General features: G+C 47.3%; 19 protein-coding genes and 1 other annotated feature. Of the genes, 17 read left to right on the top strand and 2 right to left on the bottom strand.

Translation table 11 applies throughout. From position 1 onward, the window contains the following. Positions 1-106 precede the first annotated feature (106 nt). From sigH to tuf, 16 genes are all read left to right on the top strand, one after another. Entirely contained in the window at positions 107-751 is a 645-nt protein-coding gene (gene sigH / locus MKX70_RS08870; protein WP_020427086.1) for an RNA polymerase sporulation sigma factor SigH, read from the top strand. A gap of 364 nt (positions 752-1,115) precedes the next feature. Further along, positions 1,116-1,265 carry a 50S ribosomal protein L33 gene (rpmG, locus tag MKX70_RS08875; protein ID WP_074086515.1) on the top strand — a complete coding sequence of 50 codons (150 nt, stop codon included), beginning with the start codon at positions 1,116-1,118 and terminating at the stop codon, positions 1,263-1,265. Between the two features lie 20 nt (positions 1,266-1,285). Then, a complete protein-coding gene (secE, locus tag MKX70_RS08880; protein ID WP_020427085.1) occupies positions 1,286-1,477 on the top strand; it encodes a preprotein translocase subunit SecE in 192 nt (63 codons plus the stop codon). A 21-nt stretch (positions 1,478-1,498) separates the two neighbouring features. After that, positions 1,499-2,032, top strand: coding sequence for a transcription termination/antitermination protein NusG (gene nusG / locus MKX70_RS08885; RefSeq protein WP_020427084.1), 534 nt, complete (start codon positions 1,499-1,501; stop codon positions 2,030-2,032). Positions 2,033-2,107: 75 nt separating this feature from the next. Beyond that, positions 2,108-2,533, top strand: a complete 426-nt coding sequence (gene rplK, locus MKX70_RS08890; protein WP_020427083.1) for a 50S ribosomal protein L11 — start codon at positions 2,108-2,110, stop codon at positions 2,531-2,533. A gap of 81 nt (positions 2,534-2,614) precedes the next feature. After that, on the top strand, positions 2,615-3,307 hold the full coding sequence (gene rplA, locus MKX70_RS08895) for a 50S ribosomal protein L1 (protein ID WP_039298583.1): 693 nt from the start codon (positions 2,615-2,617) through the stop codon (positions 3,305-3,307). A 68-nt stretch (positions 3,308-3,375) separates the two neighbouring features. Next, positions 3,376-3,528 (top strand) — a sequence feature (ribosomal protein L10 leader region). Positions 3,529-3,592: 64 nt separating this feature from the next. Beyond that, on the top strand, positions 3,593-4,096 hold the full coding sequence (rplJ, locus tag MKX70_RS08900) for a 50S ribosomal protein L10 (RefSeq protein WP_042240002.1): 504 nt from the start codon (positions 3,593-3,595) through the stop codon (positions 4,094-4,096). A gap of 63 nt (positions 4,097-4,159) precedes the next feature. Beyond that, positions 4,160-4,519: a 50S ribosomal protein L7/L12 gene (gene rplL / locus MKX70_RS08905; protein WP_039298590.1), complete on the top strand. Its 360-nt coding sequence runs from the start codon at positions 4,160-4,162 to the stop codon at positions 4,517-4,519. Positions 4,520-4,652: 133 nt separating this feature from the next. Then, entirely contained in the window at positions 4,653-5,249 is a 597-nt protein-coding gene (locus tag MKX70_RS08910; RefSeq protein ID WP_340781925.1) for a class I SAM-dependent methyltransferase, read from the top strand. A 429-nt stretch (positions 5,250-5,678) separates the two neighbouring features. Continuing rightward, positions 5,679-9,224 carry a DNA-directed RNA polymerase subunit beta gene (rpoB, locus tag MKX70_RS08915; RefSeq protein ID WP_042239995.1) on the top strand — a complete coding sequence of 1,182 codons (3,546 nt, stop codon included), beginning with the start codon at positions 5,679-5,681 and terminating at the stop codon, positions 9,222-9,224. Between the two features lie 112 nt (positions 9,225-9,336). Beyond that, positions 9,337-12,948 (top strand): DNA-directed RNA polymerase subunit beta', encoded by a 3,612-nt coding sequence (gene rpoC / locus MKX70_RS08920; protein ID WP_042239992.1) that lies wholly within the window; start codon positions 9,337-9,339, stop codon positions 12,946-12,948. Positions 12,949-13,126: 178 nt separating this feature from the next. Further along, on the top strand, positions 13,127-13,378 hold the full coding sequence (locus MKX70_RS08925) for a ribosomal L7Ae/L30e/S12e/Gadd45 family protein (RefSeq protein ID WP_039298604.1): 252 nt from the start codon (positions 13,127-13,129) through the stop codon (positions 13,376-13,378). Between the two features lie 134 nt (positions 13,379-13,512). Further along, positions 13,513-13,932, top strand: a complete 420-nt coding sequence (gene rpsL, locus MKX70_RS08930) for a 30S ribosomal protein S12 (protein ID WP_020427075.1) — start codon at positions 13,513-13,515, stop codon at positions 13,930-13,932. Positions 13,933-13,978: 46 nt separating this feature from the next. Continuing rightward, positions 13,979-14,449, top strand: coding sequence for a 30S ribosomal protein S7 (gene rpsG, locus MKX70_RS08935; protein ID WP_020427074.1), 471 nt, complete (start codon positions 13,979-13,981; stop codon positions 14,447-14,449). 47 nt (positions 14,450-14,496) lie between these two features. Next, positions 14,497-16,575, top strand: coding sequence for an elongation factor G (fusA, locus tag MKX70_RS08940; protein WP_340781926.1), 2,079 nt, complete (start codon positions 14,497-14,499; stop codon positions 16,573-16,575). Positions 16,576-16,684: 109 nt separating this feature from the next. Further along, the gene (gene tuf, locus MKX70_RS08945; protein ID WP_039298612.1) at positions 16,685-17,875 is read left to right on the top strand and encodes an elongation factor Tu; all 1,191 of its coding nucleotides are present in this window, start codon (positions 16,685-16,687) and stop codon (positions 17,873-17,875) included. Between the two features lie 89 nt (positions 17,876-17,964). On the opposite strand, the gene MKX70_RS08950 is transcribed toward tuf, so the two are convergent. Both MKX70_RS08950 and MKX70_RS08955 read right to left on the bottom strand, forming a co-directional pair. Continuing rightward, positions 17,965-18,306 (bottom strand): cupin domain-containing protein, encoded by a 342-nt coding sequence (locus MKX70_RS08950; RefSeq protein WP_042239986.1) that lies wholly within the window; start codon positions 18,304-18,306, stop codon positions 17,965-17,967. A gap of 52 nt (positions 18,307-18,358) precedes the next feature. Further along, entirely contained in the window at positions 18,359-18,808 is a 450-nt protein-coding gene (locus tag MKX70_RS08955) for a V4R domain-containing protein (protein ID WP_231637732.1), read from the bottom strand. A 243-nt stretch (positions 18,809-19,051) separates the two neighbouring features. On the opposite strand from MKX70_RS08955, the gene MKX70_RS08960 reads away from it, so the two are divergent. Next, on the top strand, positions 19,052-19,690 hold the full coding sequence (locus MKX70_RS08960; protein WP_052416756.1) for a Crp/Fnr family transcriptional regulator: 639 nt from the start codon (positions 19,052-19,054) through the stop codon (positions 19,688-19,690).

Raw genomic sequence — 19,690 nt, forward strand, 5'->3', positions numbered from 1 at the left:
GTTTTTGGACAATCTTCGGTTGACGTTGTAAGGTAACATAATATATACTGATCCTATATTTCGCGAAGTAACGATGTGTCTTGCGTTGCAGCCGGGGGGATTCTTGGTGAGTGTCGACCTCAAGGAATTAATGCTATCCGAGTATGATTTCATAAGTGATGAAGAAATTGTCGAGATCTTCCGTGGTGGCGACAGTGGCGCATTGGAACATTTAATCAACAAGTACCGTAATTTCGTACGTGCCAAGGCTCGTTCCTATTTTTTGATCGGGGCAGATCGTGAAGATATTGTACAGGAAGGCATGATTGGCTTATATAAGGCAATTCGTGACTTCAAGGGGGACAAGCTTTCCTCGTTCAAGGCGTTTGCCGAGCTGTGCATCACCCGTCAGATTATAACTGCCATTAAGACAGCGACCCGCCAGAAGCATATTCCGCTGAACTCATACGTCTCGCTCGACAAACCCATCTATGATGAGGATTCCGACCGGACGCTGATGGATGTGATTTGCGGAACGCAGGTGCTTGATCCTGAAGAACTGATTATCAACCAGGAGGAGTTCATCGGACTGGAAGATAAGATGGCGGAGATCCTTAGTGATCTGGAACGCAAGGTTCTAATGCTCTATCTGGATGGACGGTCCTATCAGGAAATTGCTGAGGACTTGAAGCGGCATGTGAAGTCTATTGACAATGCACTGCAGCGAGTGAAGCGTAAGTTGGAAAGATATCTGGAAGTGCGTGACAATTAATGATATAATGAACTAGAAAGGCTCGGGACTCGAGTCTTTTTTTAGTGTCCTGCAAGATTTCATCGTGATGGAAATGTGTTTTGTTAGACAACAGTAGGCTGCAGGTTTATACCACGGCGGAATGATCCATAATGGTAGTGAAGACAGCGAGTGGCAAAGGAATGCCAAGACCAGAGATTATGTACGGCACCAGGCTACACCACCTGGAAATACCCAATGCGATGGGGGAATTCTTTCGTTGACACGGGCGATGATATTATGCTAAAGTGTTTTAGGTAGGCCTAAATTCGCGGCTTTTTTTTTGAATCAATATTTGCGTCTTCTAATTTAACGGTTAGAAGTACGTCTTCGGGAGGTGCATATCATGCGGGTAATTATCACTTTGGCTTGTACAAGTTGCAAACAAAGAAACTATGCAACAACCAAAAACAAGCGAAATCACCCCGACCGCTTGGAGATGAAGAAATTTTGCAAGTTTTGTAACGAGCAAACTCCTCATCGCGAAACCAGATAGTCTTTGGAGGTGTAGTCGGCGTGAAACGTAGTTTCAAGTCTTTGTTTTCCTTTTTCACTGAGAGCTGGAGTGAACTCAAAAAGGTTCGCTGGCCTAGCCGTAAGGAACTGAAAAACTATACATTGATCGTTCTCGGTACAATTGTAGTTATCGCTCTTTACTTCTGGGTTCTGGACATCGGTATTTCCGCTGTGATTGAAGCGATTATTTAGAGAGGTCCCAGGTGGCTTGATATGGAAAAAAGATGGTATGTCGTTCATACCTATTCCGGGTATGAGAATAAGGTCAAGGCCAATTTGGAAAAACGCGTTGAGTCCATGGGCATGGAAGACAAAATATTCCGCGTTCTTGTTCCTATGGAAGAAGAATTGGTAAACAAGGATGGCAAGAAAAAAACTGTCATGCGTAAAGTTTACCCCGGTTACGTTTTGGTCGAAATGGTACAGACTGATGATTCCTGGTATGTAGTCCGCAATACGCCGGGCGTTACCGGATTTGTCGGTTCAACTGGTTCGGGGTCCAAGCCTACCGCTCTGCTCCCTGAAGAGGTTGAACAAATTCTGAAGCATATGGGCATGGTTGAACCTAAAGCGAAGATTGATTTCGAAATTAAGGAATCCGTACGTATTATGGTCGGTCCGTTTGCGAATTTTGTGGGCTCCGTGGAAGAGATTTTGGCAGACAAGAGCAAGATCAAGGTACATGTCAACATGTTTGGACGGGAAACCCCGCTCGAGTTGGATTTCACTCAAGTGGAGAAGATATAACAAGCGCAAGGGTTTCTTGTGGGAGAATGCTGTTTAGCATTCGAATACCACTATTTACGCAAGGAGGTGTCACTCATGGCTAAAAAAGTTATTAAAATGGTGAAACTGCAGATTCCTGCAGGGAAAGCGAATCCAGCGCCTCCAGTAGGTCCGGCGTTAGGTCAAGCAGGTGTCAACATCATGGCATTCTGTAAGGAATTCAACGCTCGTACTGCCGACCAGGCTGGCCTGATCATCCCGGTTGAAATTACAGTATTTGAAGACCGTTCCTTTACCTTCATCACTAAAACTCCTCCGGCTGCTGTTCTGCTTCGCATCGCTGCAAAAGTAGAAAAAGGATCCGGTGAACCAAACAAGAAGAAAGTAGCAAAACTCGGCCGCGCAGCGGTTCGTGAAATTGCTGAAACAAAAATGCCCGATCTGAACGCTGCATCTATCGAAGCTGCAATGCGTATGGTTGAAGGTACTGCCCGCAGTATGGGTATCACAATCGAAGACTAATATGTATTCGATGAACCGGTCATTCATGACCGCAATATGTGGGAGGAATTTCCGCTAACACCACAAAGGAGGAACATTTTCATGGCTAAACATGGTAAGAAATACCAAGAATCTGCTAAGCTGATCAACAGCGAAGCAACTTACGAGCCTTCAGAAGCTGTAGAGCTTGTGAAAAAGGCAGCAACTGCTAAATTCGACGAAACCGTTGAAGCAGCAGTTCGTCTGGGTGTAGACCCGCGTAAACAAGACCAAGCTGTTCGTGGTGTTGTTGTCCTGCCTCACGGCACAGGCAAAACTCAACGCGTGCTTGTATTTGCAAAAGGTGAAAAAGCGAAAGAAGCGGAAGCTGCTGGCGCCGATTTTGTTGGTGATGCTGATATGATCAACAAAATTCAACAGGGCTGGTTTGAATTCGATGTCTGCGTAGCTACACCTGATATGATGAGTGAAGTCGGTAAACTGGGTCGTCTGCTCGGTGGTAAAGGCCTCATGCCTAACCCTAAAGCAGGTACAGTTACTTTCGACGTTACCAAGGCTGTTCAAGAAATCAAAGCCGGTAAAATCGAATATCGTCTTGACAAAGCGGGTCAAATTCACGCGCCAATCGGCAAAGTGTCTTTCAACGCTGAACAACTGAACGAGAACCTTAAATCCCTCATCGACGCTCTGAACCGTGCGAAACCGGCTGCTGCTAAAGGTGTATACCTTAAAGGCATCGCTATTTCGTCCACTATGGGACCTAGCGCTCGCGTGAACGCAGCTGCTTTCAGATAATTAAGGGTTGACTCTTTGAGTCATCTTTGATAATCTATAACAGTTGTGAACATTAAGGTGATCAATCTTGAATTTGAATATGCTTACCGTAGACAGTAGGTGCCGTAGGGCTTAATTTCCTACCGAGGTGTTGTGATAGAAACAAAAAGTAACAGGCTCGCCTGACTGCTTTCCGTTTTATCAAGCCTTCGTGAATCTGCGGAGGCTTTTCTAATGCCTGCGTAGGAACGGCGCGGATTCTCCGGAAGAATCGCCGTCACATAAATTTTCAGGAGGTGTATACAATTGGCAAATGCAAAAGTAATCCAAGCTAAACAGGATGCGGTTGATGTTGTAACTGGCAAACTGCAGAACAGTATCTCTACTGTTGTTGCGGACTACCGCGGATTGAACGTTTCGCAAGTGACTGAACTGCGTAAGCAGCTTCGTGAAGCTGGCGTTGATTTTCAAGTCCTGAAGAACACATTGCTTCGCCGTGCAACTGCAGCGGCTGAGTTGACTGATCTGGACGCTGTCCTGACTGGTCCTACAGCGATCGCTTTCAGTGAAACTGATGCGGTAGTAGCAGCCAAAATTTTGAACGACTTCGCTAAGAAGAACGACGCTCTGAAACTTAAAGGCGGCGTTGTAGAAGGTCGCGTTATCGACGCTGACCAACTGAAAGCACTGGCTGAGCTTCCATCCCGCGATGGTTTGCTGTCCATGCTGCTTAGCGTGCTTCAAGCTCCAATGCGCAACTTCGCGCTTGCAGTTAAAGCTGTTGCTGAGAAAGAAGAACAAAGCGCGTAAGCCTTTGCTTCTAGCTTCATAATCATTACCACAAACCAATTCAAATATAATGGAGGTTCAATCATGAGCAAAGAAACAATTTTGGAAGAAATTAAAGGCATGAGCGTATTGGAACTGAACGACCTGGTTAAAGCAATCGAAGAAGAATTCGGCGTAACTGCAGCAGCTCCAGTAGCAGCTGGCGGCGCAGTAGCAGCTGTTGAAGAAGAGCAATCCGAATTCGACGTAATTTTGACAGGCGCTGGCGCTTCCAAAATCAACGTTATCAAAATCGTTCGCGAAATCACAGGTCTTGGCTTGAAAGAAGCTAAAGACGTTGTAGACAACGCTCCAAAAGCAATCAAAGAAAAAGTAAGCAAAGAAGAAGCAGAAGCTACCAAAGCAAAATTGGAAGAAGCAGGCGCTTCTGTAGAAGTGAAATAATTTGATTTAAGTAGGTACTGCCCCGGATATGAAGTGATTCATTCCGGTTCTTGCAACCCCCTTGAACTTGTTCAAGGGGGTTGCTCTATAAGAGATGCTTTGTATATTAGAGCCATGTGAAAGGGAGGATTGTATGTCGCAGCATTATTACTCGCAGCAGCCGGAAGCACGTCATGACAGACGCAGCATCGATACGGTACTGAGAGGCAAAAGCCTCCGTTTTACAAGCGACGCCGGTGTTTTTTCCAAAGGGGATATCGATCATGGTAGCCGAGTTCTGATCGAAGCTATGAAAATTTCGGATGGGGCGGAGGTGCTGGATGTTGGCTGTGGTTACGGACCTATAGGGATTAGTGCAGCACTCCTCACTCCCAAGGGACATGTGACGATGATTGATATCAACAGCCGTGCGGTAGAGCTTGCCCGCGAGAATGCGCAGCATAACGGAATCCACAATGTTACGGTTATGGAAAGTGATGTACTGTCTGCGGTGAAGGGGCGTACATTCGATGTGGTTCTTACCAACCCGCCGATTCGTGCAGGCAAGGCTGTGGTTCATGAGATTTTTGAGCAGGCGCATGCGCATTTGAATGAGGGTGGAAGTCTATGGATAGTCATCCAGAAGAAGCAGGGCGCACCATCGGCCTCCGCCAAGCTGGAAAGCTTATTCTCGGATGTAGAAGAAGTGGGGAAAGATAAGGGATATCGCATTATCAGAGCGAAGAAGTAAAAAATAAATAATACTTATTGACATGCAATGTTGATAGTGTTATTATTATAAAATGTCAGTATTAAGCTAGGCTCCATGTCTTTAGTTTGCTGAAATGTCAAGTGATATATTGTCGCCCGGTAAGCGCATGCCGTACGGCAGGTTTTTGCGAATTCCGTTCTCTATGTTCCTGTCACGGCGAAGGTCGCCGGGACAATAGATAATAGCGCATAAACTGTTGCTTGGTGACGTATAATACACACGTTTTGGGCAAATCTACTGGATAAGGAGTATTTTGGCCGTGGATAGATGCGCTCTTTTTTCGAAAGATTTCGATAAGGGGCTTTTCTGTATTTATGGCTGGATCCTTGTGTTATGGTTCCATTATACGGGTCCAAACAAGGGTTCGCAATCAATTTTTAAGTGAGTAGACATGAGGGGTGAGTAAAGTTGGCAGGACATCTTGTTCAGTATGGTCGACGCACTCGGCGGAGCTATGCGAGAATTAACGAGGTACTCGAGGTCCCGAACCTGATCGAGATCCAACAAAAATCTTATGACTGGTTTTTGGAGGAAGGATTGCGGGAAATGTTCCAGGACATCTCGCCGATCCAGGATTTCACAGGAAATTTGGTACTAGAGTTCATTGATTACAGCCTGGGTGAACCGAAGTATACGGTTGACGACGCTAAAGAGCGGGACGTAACATATGCGGCTCCTCTGCGTGTAAAGGTGCGTCTCATCAATAAGGAGACCGGTGAGGTCAAAGAGCAGGAAGTGTTCATGGGAGATTTCCCGCTGATGACGGAAACCGGCACTTTTATTATCAATGGTGCGGAACGGGTTATTGTCAGCCAGTTGGTTCGCTCTCCAAGCGTCTATTTCAGCACGAAAGTGGATAAGAACGGCAAAAAAACCTACACCGCCACAGTAATTCCGAATCGCGGAGCTTGGCTGGAACTGGAGACCGACGCTAAGGACATCATGTATGTCCGTATCGACCGGACCCGTAAGATCCCGGTAACCGTGCTTCTGCGTGCTCTAGGCTTCGGCAGTGATGCTGAAATTCTGGAACTGCTTGGTAATGATGAATATATTCGCAATACGCTGGATAAAGACAACACGGACTCTACGGAGAAGGCGCTTATTGAAATTTACGAGCGTCTGCGTCCGGGTGAACCACCGACACTTGACAATGCCAAGAGCCTATTGGTCGCACGTTTCTTTGATCCGAAACGTTATGATTTGGCCAATGTAGGCCGTTACAAAATCAACAAAAAACTGCATATTAAGAATCGTCTGTTCAATCAGCGTCTGGCGCAGCCTTTGGTTGATGAATCTACAGGAGAAATCCTGGCAGAATCCGGCCAGATGGTTGACCGCCGCCTGCTTGACGAGCTGATTCCTTATTTCGAGAAGAATGTAGCTGGCAAGAACTACCGTGTTACCGGCGGGGTTATGGACAGTGAAGATATTCCGCTGCAGACTATTGACGTATTCTCGCCAATTGAAGAAGGCCGGATTATCAAGCTGATCGCCAATGGCAACATTGACAAGTCGGTCAAGCATATTACCCAGGCTGATATTATATCCTCAATCAGCTACTTTATTAATTTGCTGCACGGTATCGGTAATACAGATGATATCGACCACTTGGGTAACCGCCGTCTGCGTTCTGTAGGTGAATTGCTGCAGAATCAGTTCCGTATCGGTCTGTCCCGTATGGAGCGCGTGGTGCGGGAGAGAATGTCAATTCAGGACGCTAATGCGATTACACCGCAGGCACTGATCAACATCCGTCCGGTTATCGCGTCGATCAAAGAGTTCTTCGGTAGTTCGCAGCTGTCCCAGTTTATGGATCAGACGAACCCGCTTGCTGAACTTACACACAAGCGCCGTCTGTCGGCACTTGGACCCGGCGGTCTGACCCGTGAACGCGCAGGCTTTGAAGTCCGCGACGTACATCACAGTCACTACGGCCGTATGTGTCCTATCGAAACACCGGAAGGTCCGAATATCGGTCTGATCAACTCCTTGTCTACCTTTGCACGCATCAATGAATACGGCTTTATCGAAGCTCCGTATCGTTGGGTGGATCCAAAGACTGGTAAGGTTACAGAACAAATCGATTATCTGACTGCTGATGAAGAAGATAACTATGTAGTTGCTCAGGCGAATGTACTGATTGATGAGAATGGTACATTTAAGGAAGACATGGTTATCGTTCGTTACAACAAGGATTCAGATAACATTACTACTATGCCTAGTAACCGTGTTGACTACATGGACGTTTCACCTAAGCAGGTTGTGTCGGTCGCTACGGCGCTCATTCCGTTCCTTGAGAACGATGACTCCAACCGCGCACTGATGGGATCGAACATGCAGCGGCAGGCCGTTCCGCTTCTGATTCCGAAAGCTCCGCTTGTCGGCACAGGGATGGAACATAAATCCGCCAAGGATTCTGGCGTATGTATTGTTTCCAAATATGACGGTATTATTGAACGCTCCTCTGCCAATGAAATCTGGCTGCGCCGTGTAGAGGCAGTTGAAGGCAAGGAAGTTAAAGGCGATATCGTTAAATATAAATTACACAAATTTATGCGTTCGAACCAAGGGACTTGCATTAATCAGCGTCCGCTGGCTAAACGTGGCGATATTGTTAAGAAGGGTGATATCCTGGCAGACGGACCTTCCACAGAAATGGGCGAACTTGCTCTTGGCCGTAACGTAGTCGTTGCGTTCATGACTTGGGAAGGTTACAACTACGAGGATGCGATCCTGCTCAGTGAGAAGCTGGTTAAGGAAGATGTATACACTTCGATCCATATCGAGGAATATGAATCCGAAGCCCGTGACACCAAGCTAGGACCTGAAGAGATCACGCGTGATATTCCAAACGTTGGTGAAGAGGCGCTCCGCAATTTGGATGAGCGCGGAATCATTCGTATCGGTGCGGAAATCAATGCCGGCGACATTCTGGTAGGTAAAGTTACTCCGAAGGGCGTAACTGAACTGACTGCTGAAGAACGCCTGCTGCACGCAATCTTCGGTGAGAAGGCTCGTGAAGTCCGTGATACCTCCTTGCGCGTTCCGCATGGTAGTGATGGTATTATCGTTGACGTTAAGGTGTTTACCCGTGAGAACGGCGATGAGCTGCCTCCAGGTGTGAATCAATTGGTTCGTGTCTACATCGCTCAGAAGCGTAAGATTTCTGAAGGTGACAAGATGGCCGGACGTCATGGTAACAAGGGTGTCGTTGCCCGTATCCTGCCAGAAGAAGATATGCCGTTCCTTCCGGATGGTACACCGGTACAGGTTGTCCTGAACCCGCTGGGCGTACCTTCACGTATGAACATCGGACAGGTGCTGGAAGTCCATATTGGTATGGCGGCACTGCGTCTGGGTATCCACGTGGCTACTCCGGTATTCGACGGAGCCCGTGAGTATGACGTGTTCGATACGATGGAAGAAGCCGGTATGCAGCGTAACGGTAAGACTGTGCTGTATGACGGACGTACAGGCGAGCGCTTCGAGCGTGAAGTTACTGTCGGCGTTATGCACATGATCAAGCTTGCGCACATGGTTGACGATAAGATTCATGCCCGTTCTACAGGTCCTTACTCACTCGTTACACAGCAGCCACTGGGTGGTAAAGCTCAGTTCGGCGGACAGCGTTTCGGGGAAATGGAAGTGTGGGCGCTTGAGGCTTACGGCGCGGCGTATACATTGCAAGAAATTTTGACCGTGAAATCCGATGACGTGGTTGGCCGTGTGAAAACGTACGAGTCCATCGTCAAAGGTGAAAATGTTCCAGAACCGGGTGTTCCGGAATCGTTCAAGGTATTGATCAAGGAACTGCAGTCGCTGGGTATGGATGTCAAAATCCTTAGCGGTGACGAGCAGGAGATCGAGATGAAGGAACTGGACGATGAGGACGAGACGTCAGGCGACAAGCTGAGCCTCAATTTGGAAGGCGCAGAAGTCGGCATAGAGTAGTTCACCAGCAAGCCACTAATTTCATTACACAAAGGACCGCGCCCTCTGTTGACTTAACGTCAAGAGAGGGCTGTGGTACTAAATCAGGATATAGGTTAAGGAGGGTTGCTCCTTGTTGGACGTTAACAATTTTGAATTTATGAAAATCGGGCTCGCTTCCCCGGAAAAAATTCGTTCTTGGTCCCGCGGAGAAGTGAAAAAACCGGAAACCATCAACTATCGTACTTTGAAACCGGAAAAAGAGGGTCTTTTTTGCGAACGCATCTTTGGACCGCAAAAGGACTGGGAATGTCACTGTGGTAAATACAAACGCGTCCGTTATAAGGGCGTTGTGTGCGACCGCTGCGGCGTGGAAGTTACCCGCGCTAAAGTCCGCCGCGAACGTATGGGCCACATCGAGCTGGCAGCTCCGGTATCTCATATCTGGTACTTCAAAGGTATTCCGAGCCGTATGGGTCTGGCACTGGATATGTCTCCAAGATCGCTCGAAGAGATTATCTACTTTGCATCTTATGTTGTAACCGATCCGGGTGAAACTCCTTTGGAGAAGAAACAACTGCTATCTGAGAAAGAATACCGCAGCTACCGTGAGAAATACGGCTACGGCTTCCAGGCTGGCATGGGTGCTGAAGCCGTCAAAAAACTGCTTCAGGATATCGATATCGATAAAGAACTGGAATTCCTCAAAGAAGAGCTGCGCACGGCCCAAGGCCAGCGCCGTAACCGGGCGATCAAACGTCTCGAAGTTATTGAGGCTTTCCGCAACTCCGGCAACAAGCCAGACTGGATGATCATGGATGTACTTCCGGTTATTCCTCCGGAGCTTCGCCCTATGGTTCAGCTCGATGGCGGCCGTTTTGCTACGTCTGACCTTAATGACCTGTACCGCCGCGTAATTAACCGTAACAACCGTCTGAAGAGACTGCTGGATCTCGGTGCTCCTGATATTATCGTGCAGAATGAGAAACGGATGCTTCAGGAAGCTGTTGATGCCCTGATCGACAATGGCCGCCGCGGCCGTCCTGTAACAGGTCCTGGTAACCGTCCGCTCAAATCACTCAGCCATATGCTGAAAGGTAAACAAGGACGGTTCCGCCAGAACTTGCTCGGTAAGCGCGTTGACTATTCCGGACGTTCCGTTATCGTCGTAGGACCTTACCTCAAGATGTACCAATGCGGTCTTCCAAAGAAGATGGCACTGGAACTCTTCAAACCGTTTGTAATGAAAGAATTGGTTAATAAGGGCCTTGCCCACAACATCAAGAGCGCGAAACGTAAGGTTGAGCGCGTAAGTCCTGAAGTCTGGGACGTGCTTGAAGAAGTAATCAGAGAGCATCCGGTTCTGCTGAACCGTGCCCCTACACTGCATAGACTGGGTATACAGGCGTTTGAACCGATTCTGGTAGAAGGTCACGCGATCCGTCTTCACCCGCTCGTATGTACGGCATACAATGCCGACTTTGACGGTGACCAGATGGCGGTACACGTTCCTCTATCCGCTGAAGCTCAAGCTGAAGCCCGTATTCTCATGCTGGCATCCGGTAACATCCTGAACCCTAAAGATGGTAAGCCGGTTGTTACACCTTCCCAGGATATGGTCCTTGGTACGTTCTATCTGACCATGGATAACAAGGAAGAAAAGGGAACGGGTATGATTCTGCGTACCGTGAACGAAGCTGTTTCAGCTTACCAACGCGGAACCGCTGGTCTGCATGCGCGTGTTGCTATTCCTGTTAAGGCACTGGGTAAAACCAACTTTACAGAAGCGCAGCAGAATGCATTGCTGATTACAACGGTGGGTAAGATTATCTTCAACGAAATCTATCCAAGCAGTTTCCCATATATCAATGAAGCTACCAAAACAAACCTGCTGCAGGGTACACCAGAGAAGTACTTCATCTATGAAAAAGGCGCGGATGTCCGCGAATTGATCATGGCTGCTCCGGAAGCCAGTGCTGTAGGTAAAGAATATCTGGGCCTAATCATTGCCCGCTGCTTCGAAACCTATCACACTACCAAGACTTCAGTGATTCTGGATAAAATTAAGCAGCTCGGCTTTACGTACTCTACACGTTCCGGTGTTACGGTTGCCGTATCAGACGTTATTGTGCCTGAGGAAAAAGCTACAATTCTTAAAGAATCCGAAGCTAAGGTTGATGTAGTAGCGAATCAATACCGCCGCGGTCTGATTACCAATGATGAACGGTATGACCGTGTTATCGAGATCTGGTCGAAGACTAAGGATGAACTTACGAACGTCCTGCTGAAATCGATGGATCGTTTCAACTCTATCATGCTCATGGTCGACTCCAAAGCGCGTGGTAACAAATCGCAGATTACCCAGCTCGGTGGTATGCGTGGTCTGATGGCTACCCCTTCGGGCCGGATTTTCGAATTGCCAATCAAAGCGAACTTCCGTGAAGGTCTGACCGTCCTCGAGTACTTTATTTCCACTCACGGAGCGCGTAAAGGTCTGGCCGATACAGCGCTGCGTACAGCGGATTCCGGGTACTTGACACGCCGTCTCGTTGACGTGGCTCAGGACGTAATCGTCCGCGAAGAAGATTGCGGTACCGATAAAGGCTTCACCGTCAGCCGGATTCAAGATGGCAAGGAAGTTATCGAGGATCTCTACGACCGTATTGAAGGCCGTTATTCCTTCGAAACTGTGCGTCATCCGGAAACGAAGGAAATCCTCGTTCACCGTAACGATCTGATTGACTCCGATAAGGCTGAAGCAATCGTGAATGCTGGCGTTACTAAATTGCAGATCCGCTCTGTACTGAGTTGCCGTGCCCGTCACGGTGTCTGCAAGAAGTGCTACGGACGTAACCTGGCAACAGGTAAATTCGTGGAAATCGGGGAAGCTGTCGGCATTATTGCTGCACAATCCATTGGTGAACCAGGAACACAGCTTACCATGCGTACATTCCATACCGGTGGTGTTGCCGGAGACGATATCACGCAAGGTTTGCCGCGTATCCAAGAGTTGTTTGAAGCCCGTAACCCTAAAGGTCAGGCGACAATCAGTGAAATTGACGGCGTAGTTAAGGAAATTCGTGAAACCAAGGACCGTCGAGAAATCGAAGTCCAGGGTGAAGCGGAGTCCAAGACCTATTCCATCACTTACGGTTCCCGTCTGCGTGTCAGTGAGGGCCAGGAGATTGAAGCTGGTGATGAATTGACAGACGGTTCTATCGACCCTAAAGAAATGCTGCGCATCAAAGGGATCCGCGGGGTACAGAACTACATTCTGCAAGAAGTACAGCGTGTATACCGTAACCAGGGCGTTGAGATCAATGATAAGCATATTGAAGTTATGATCAAGCAGATGCTGCGTAAAATTCGTATTATCGATGCTGGAGATACCACTCTCCTGCCGGGTGCTTTTGCGGATATTCATGAATATGAAGCAGCCAACAAGGAAGCTATCCTGTCTGGTAAAGAACCTGCAGTTGCCAAACCGGTACTGCTCGGTATTACCAAAGCCTCTCTGGAAACAGACTCCTTCCTGTCTGCGGCCTCTTTCCAGGAAACTACCCGCGTCTTGACGGATGCAGCAATTAAGGGTAAAGTGGATAAGTTGCTCGGTCTTAAAGAAAATGTTATCATCGGTAAGCTGATTCCTGCAGGTACAGGTATGAATCGTTACCGTAATGTGAAGCTTAGTGATCCGAATGAAGAAAGCAAGCAAGCCGCTTTAGAAACGGTTCCAGCTGAGTAATAAATAATCATGGCATTCAGCTTTCGCGTCACGTGATAACCTTGCGTGACGCGGCTGTCTGTTACGAATATTAATATAATTATTGCTGTTTTTCTTGACATCGTGTGCTGAGGATGCTAATATGTCTAAGGTGCGTGAGTAGCCTTGTCATTCTTGTTCAGTGGAGGTAATGTTTTTCATGACTGATGATAGAGGGTTACAGGATGCTCAGGTCAAGATCGGTTCCAAACAAACCGTCAAGGCGGTGGAGTTGGGCCAAGCCGCAGAAGTCTATGTGGCGGAGGACGGAGATCAACGGCTTACTTCCAGAATTGTTATGCTTTGCGGCAAACAAGGTGTGAAGGTCACATATGTGGACACCATGCTGAATTTGGGCAAGGCCTGCGGTATAGAAGTTGGTGCTGCTATGGCAGCCGTCTTAAAACAATAGCAACAAGAGAACGTTTTTGTACCGGGGTACACTTCGGCAGCAAGGACTTTTCATTTGTCTTTTTATGAACCACCTGGGTCTGTGGACTTAATGTTTGTAAATTGACTATCATTTCAGGAAGGGGGTGGCACAACATGCCAACTATTAATCAACTGGTTCGTAAAGGCCGTCAAGCCAAAATCGAAAAATCCAAATCTCCCGCTCTTCAAAAAGGGTTCAACGCCCTCAAGCGTGAGGCTACAAATTTGAGCGCCCCGCAGAAACGCGGTGTGTGCACTCGTGTAGGCACAATGACTCCACGTAAACCAAACTCAGCACTTCGTAAGTATGCCCGTGTTCGTTTGACGAACCGTCTTGAGGTGACTGCTTACATTCCGGGTATCGGACACAACCTTCAAGAGCACAGTGTAGTATTGCTGCGCGGAGGTAAAGTTAAGGACCTTGCAGGAGTTCGTTACCACATCGTTCGTGGTGCACTTGATACTGCAGGTGTTGCTAACCGGATGCAGGCTCGCTCCAAATATGGTGCGAAACGTCCTAAGGCTAAGAAATAAGACAAGCATATCCGAATAATAAACATTTTAAGAAAGGGGGATATCCATGCCACGCAAAGGTCCAGTTACTAAGAGAGATGTATTGCCAGATCCATTGTATAATAGCAAGTTGGTTACTCGTTTGATCAACCGTATTATGCTGGGTGGTAAAAGAGGTGTCGCTCAAAGCATTTTGTACAATTCGTTCAAGTTGATTCAGGAACGTACAGGTAAAGAACCAATGGAAGTTTTCGAAGCTGCCATCAAGAACATCATGCCTGTATTGGAAGTTAAAGCTCGTCGTGTCGGCGGTGCTAACTACCAGGTGCCTATCGAGGTTAAACCTGAAAGACGTACTGCTTTGGGATTACGTTGGCTTGTAAACTACTCACGCAACCGCGGTGAGAAGACTATGGAAGAGCGTTTGGCGGCTGAGATTATCGATGCTTCCAACAACACAGGCGCTTCCGTTAAGAAACGTGAAGACACGCACAAAATGGCTGAAGCGAACAAAGCGTTTGCTCACTACCGCTGGTAGGATTATAGCCGTTCAAATAACTTCTATTTTGAAAGGAGATCCATTTCATGTCAAGAGAGTTCTCCTTAAAAAATACACGTAATATCGGGATCATGGCACATATTGATGCTGGTAAAACTACCACTACTGAGCGGATTCTTTTCTACACAGGCCGTACGCACAAAATCGGTGAAGTTCACGAGGGCGCTGCTACAATGGACTGGATGGAACAAGAGCAGGAGCGCGGAATTACGATTACTTCCGCTGCTACGACCGCTGCATGGAAGGGCCACCGCATCAATATTATTGATACCCCTGGGCACGTTGACTTCACTGTTGAAGTTGAACGTTCCCTTCGTGTATTGGATGGGGCAGTTGGTGTATTTAGTGCGAAAGAGGGCGTAGAGCCTCAGTCCGAAACCGTATGGAGACAGGCTGACCGTTACGGCGTTCCCCGTATCGCTTATGTGAACAAAATGGATATCATCGGTGCAGACTTCCTGAACGTTATCGACAGCATGCGTGACCGCCTGCAAGCCAACGCAATTGCAATTCAATTGCCAATTGGTGCCGAAAACGACTTCATTGGTATCATTGACCTTGTTGAGCAAAAAGCTCACATGTTCAAGGATGACCTGGGACAAAACATCGAAGTTACTGATATTCCTGCTGAATACTTGGAACAAGTTGAGGGACTGCGTCTCGAGTTGATCGAGAAGGTTGCAGAACTTGACGAAGATCTGACTATGAAGTATCTGGAAGGCGAAGAAATCACAGTGGATGAGATTAAGGCAGCATTGCGCAAAGGCGTATGTGATGTTAAAATCTTCCCTGTAATTGTCGGATCCTCCTACCGTAATAAAGGTGTTCAGCTCATGATGGATGCTGTTGTTGATTACTTGCCATCCCCACTGGATGTACCTGCTATTCAAGGTCATCTGGATGACGGTACAGAAGCGGTTCGTCACTCTTCGGACGAAGAACCATTCGCAGCACTGGCATTTAAAATCATGACAGACCCTTATGTAGGTAAACTTACGTTCTTCCGCGTATACTCCGGTGTACTGGAATCCGGTTCTTATGTAGTTAACGCTACCAAGAACAAACGTGAGCGTATCGGCCGTATCCTGCAAATGCATGCGAACAGCCGCCAAGAAATCTCCATTGTGTATTCCGGTGATATCGCGGCAGCCGTTGGTCTGAAGGACACAAGTACCGGCGATACCCTTTGCGATGAGAAACATCCGGTTATCCTGGAGTCCATGAACTTCCCTGATCCGGTTATCGAAATCGCAGTTGAACCAAAAACCAAAGCTGACCAAGATAAGCTCGGCGTAGCTCTCGGAAAGTTGACTGAAGAGGATCCTACTCTTCGTGCTCACACTGATGAAGAAACTGGCCAAACGATCCTGGCAGGTATGGGTGAGCTTCACCTGGATATTATCATCGACCGTATGCGCCGCGAATTCAAGGTAGAAACCAACGTGGGTAAACCACAGGTTGCTTACCGTGAAACATTCAAAGCACCAGCACGTGTTGAAGGTAAATTCGTTCGCCAATCCGGCGGTCGCGGTCAGTATGGTCACGTATGGGTTGAATTTGAACCTCTCGAGCCGGGTACTGGCAGCAAGTTCGAAAGTAAAGTTGTCGGTGGTTCTGTTCCTAGAGAATACATCGCTCCTGCACTTGCCGGTATTGAAGAGCAAATGAAAAACGGCGTTATTGCAGGCTTCCCGCTTGTTGACGTTAAGGCTACCATCGTAGATGGTTCCTATCATGATGTTGACTCCAACGAAATGGCGTTCAAAATCGCCGGCTCGATGGCACTCAAAGCAGCTAAAGACAAGTGTAAACCTGTCCTGCTCGAGCCAATCATGAAAGTGGAAGTAACTGTTCCTGAGGAATACATGGGCGATGTAATGGGTATGTTGAACTCCAGACGCGGACGGATCGAAGGTATGGATTCCCGTGGCGGTGCGCAAATTATCCGTGCAAAGGTACCTCTTTCCGAAATGTTCGGATACTCCACAACACTTCGTTCCGGTACTCAAGGACGCGGCGTATTCTCAATGGAACTTTCTCACTATGAAGAAGTACCTAAATCCATTGCTGAAGAAATCGTAGCCAAGAACAAAGGCGGAGAATAATCATCATTTTTAACTTGCCGTCCGGGTATATCACATAAGTCATCTAAGAATTGCATGTAGGCGGGCGGCTCAAATATAAGGAACCCCACATTAAGGAGGAACTGTTCAAATGGCAAAGGCAAAGTTTGAACGTAACAAACCGCACGTTAACATTGGTACTATTGGTCACGTCGACCATGGTAAAACAACTCTGACTGCTGCAATCACTACTGTATTGTCCAAGAAATACGGTGGCGCTGCTGTAGCATTCGACCAAATCGATAAGGCTCCTGAAGAACGCGAACGTGGTATCACTATCTCCACTGCTCACGTTGAATATGAAACTCCTAATCGTCACTACGCTCACGTAGACTGCCCTGGACACGCCGACTATGTTAAAAACATGATCACTGGCGCAGCGCAAATGGACGGAGCTATCCTGGTTGTATCCGCAGCTGATGGCCCTATGCCACAGACTCGTGAACACATCCTGCTGTCCCGTCAAGTAGGCGTTCCTTACATCGTTGTATTCTTGAACAAATGCGACATGGTTGAAGACGAAGAGTTGCTTGAACTGGTTGAAATGGAAGTTCGCGACCTGCTGAGCGAATACGACTTCCCAGGCGATGATACTCCAATCATCCGTGGATCTGCTCGTGAAGCTCTGCAGAACCCTGAAGGCGAATATGCACAGAAGATCGTTGAAATGTTCGAAACGATCGACACGTACATCCCGCTTCCAGAACGTCAGACTGACAAACCATTCTTGATGCCTGTCGAAGATGTATTCTCCATCACTGGCCGCGGTACTGTGGCAACTGGTCGCGTAGAACGCGGAACAGTTAAAGTCGGAGAAGAAATCGAAATCGTTGGTATTCACGAAGAAAAGAAAAAATCCGTTGTTACAGGCGTTGAAATGTTCCGTAAATTGCTCGATTCCGCACAAGCGGGCGACAACATCGGCGCATTGCTGCGTGGTGTAGACCGTAACATGATCGAGCGCGGCCAAGTATTGGCTAAGCCGAACTCCGTTAACCCACACACAGAGTTCACTGCTCAGATCTACGTTCTGACTAAAGAAGAAGGCGGACGTCACAAACCATTCTTTACTGGTTACCGTCCACAGTTCTACTTCCGTACAACTGACGTAACTGGCATCATCAACCTGCCAGAAGGTACTGAAATGGTTATGCCTGGTGACAACATCACTGTAACTGTTTCCCTGATCTCACCAATCGCTATTGAAGAAGGTACTAAATTCTCCATTCGCGAAGGCGGACGTACAGTTGGTGCCGGTTCCGTAGCTTCCATCCAGAAATAATTCGTCTCTATCCGTTAGGATAGATCCGGAATATAAGTCAGGGCCCCTTCATTATGAAGGGGCCCTGTTTTTATTGCTGGCTGTAGGATCTAGATTTCTTTGGCATAGGCCGGACTCGGCAGCTTGGACAGAATGACATGCAGACTGGAAGGGGAAGAGCTGTCATTAGTGTAGGCAAAAGATTCATCTCCGGCGATATAGATAGTCTCTCCTTCAATAAGGGGCTGCACGGCTTCATTTACATGAATGGTTCCATTTCCTTTTAAAGCAAGGATATATACATCCGCTCCAGGATGCTTATGAACAGGCAATTTTTGACCCGGCATGAAATTAAGCACGAATACAACACTTTCACCTTGCTGGAAGAGGATTTTCTTTGTAAAACGTTCCTCCTGATACTGCAGCACGTCAGCTAAACTTTTCTTTTCCATTAGATAATCCCTGCTTTCATAATTATAAATTTATCCATCTCAATCTCATCCTTTAAAGCTTAACTTCGTATTCACAGTGCTCATGACCGGTAACGTTGCATTTGATCTCTTTAACAGAGACCTTACGGCCGAGAATCTTGCCGAGTGCCCCTTCAAGAATCGCTCCCTCTAAGTCACATACCATTTTCTCTTCTTCGAGAGTTGGCAGTCCTTTGCAAAAGCAATCCTCTACAGCAATATTGATCTTACGGTTATCAGAATGAACAATCCGCGGAATACCGATTTTGAGCTCTTCAAACATCTGTAGAAGATCATCAACAGAGTTTACAGGCAGGCTTTCACCAATCTTTCTGCCAATGGTAAGCGTAGTCCCTTTTCCTCCAAGGGGAAGTCCCTGGTTCAGTCCAATCAGACGTATGGTACGGAACAACTCAAGGGGCACCGTATTACCAAGGGTACTCCTATCAATCTGACGCATATCTTCAAATGAATACTGCAGCAATTACTCCAACTCCTTTACTCTCTCTATAATTCTATTGTAATGATAAGCCGGTGAAGATTCCTTGATGCAGATCAAGTTTTTGAGAAATATGTGTTTCCAGTCACCCGCCGGAATCCGGAATTTTGATATATTAGAGTCAGCTATAAGGAAGGGTGAAGGATCATGAGCTGTCCTACCTGCAATTCGCATGCCTGTGTACGTCAGGTTCCCGTATTTCGGAGCTTGTCTGATGAGGAATTAGTGATGGTCGAATCGATTACAGAGACCCATAACTATAAAAAAGGAAGTCAAGTGTGCAGAGAAGGGGAGCCGTCTGAAGCATTGTTTGTAGTAAAAAGCGGTCTCATCAAGCTGACTCAGAACAGTAAGGATGGAAAGCAGCATATTGTCCGTTTTCTTTTCCCGGGTGATTATTTCGGCCAGTTTGCCTTACTCCATAATAAAAATAATGATGTAACGGCAGAGGTGATTGAGAGCGGAGAGGTATGCCGGATGCACCGTAAAGACTTTATTCCCTTGCTGGAGCAGAATGCAGGTCTTGCCTTTAGCTTCCTTATGTCTGTTAGCGAGCAGCTGCATCAGGCCGAGGAGGCTGCTGGGGCATTGCACATGTTTGAGGTTGAGAAGAGACTGGCCAGGCTGTTGGTATACCTGTATACAAGGAATCTTGCCGAATCGGCAGTGACTGTACAATCCTTAGGACACTCCGTAGATTTGCCGTCAGCCCAAAAAGAAGTAGCAGCCATGATTGGAACTACGGCAGAAACTCTAAGCCGCAAACTGAATAAACTGGAAGCATTGAAGATTATCGCTATGCATAAAAGAACCGTAAATATTCTTGAGCTGGAAGCTCTTATTCAGATTGCAGAAATCAGAGATTGA

This window comes from Paenibacillus sp. FSL R7-0312 (genome assembly GCF_038004445.1).
Lineage (GTDB): Bacteria > Bacillota > Bacilli > Paenibacillales > Paenibacillaceae > Paenibacillus_AQ.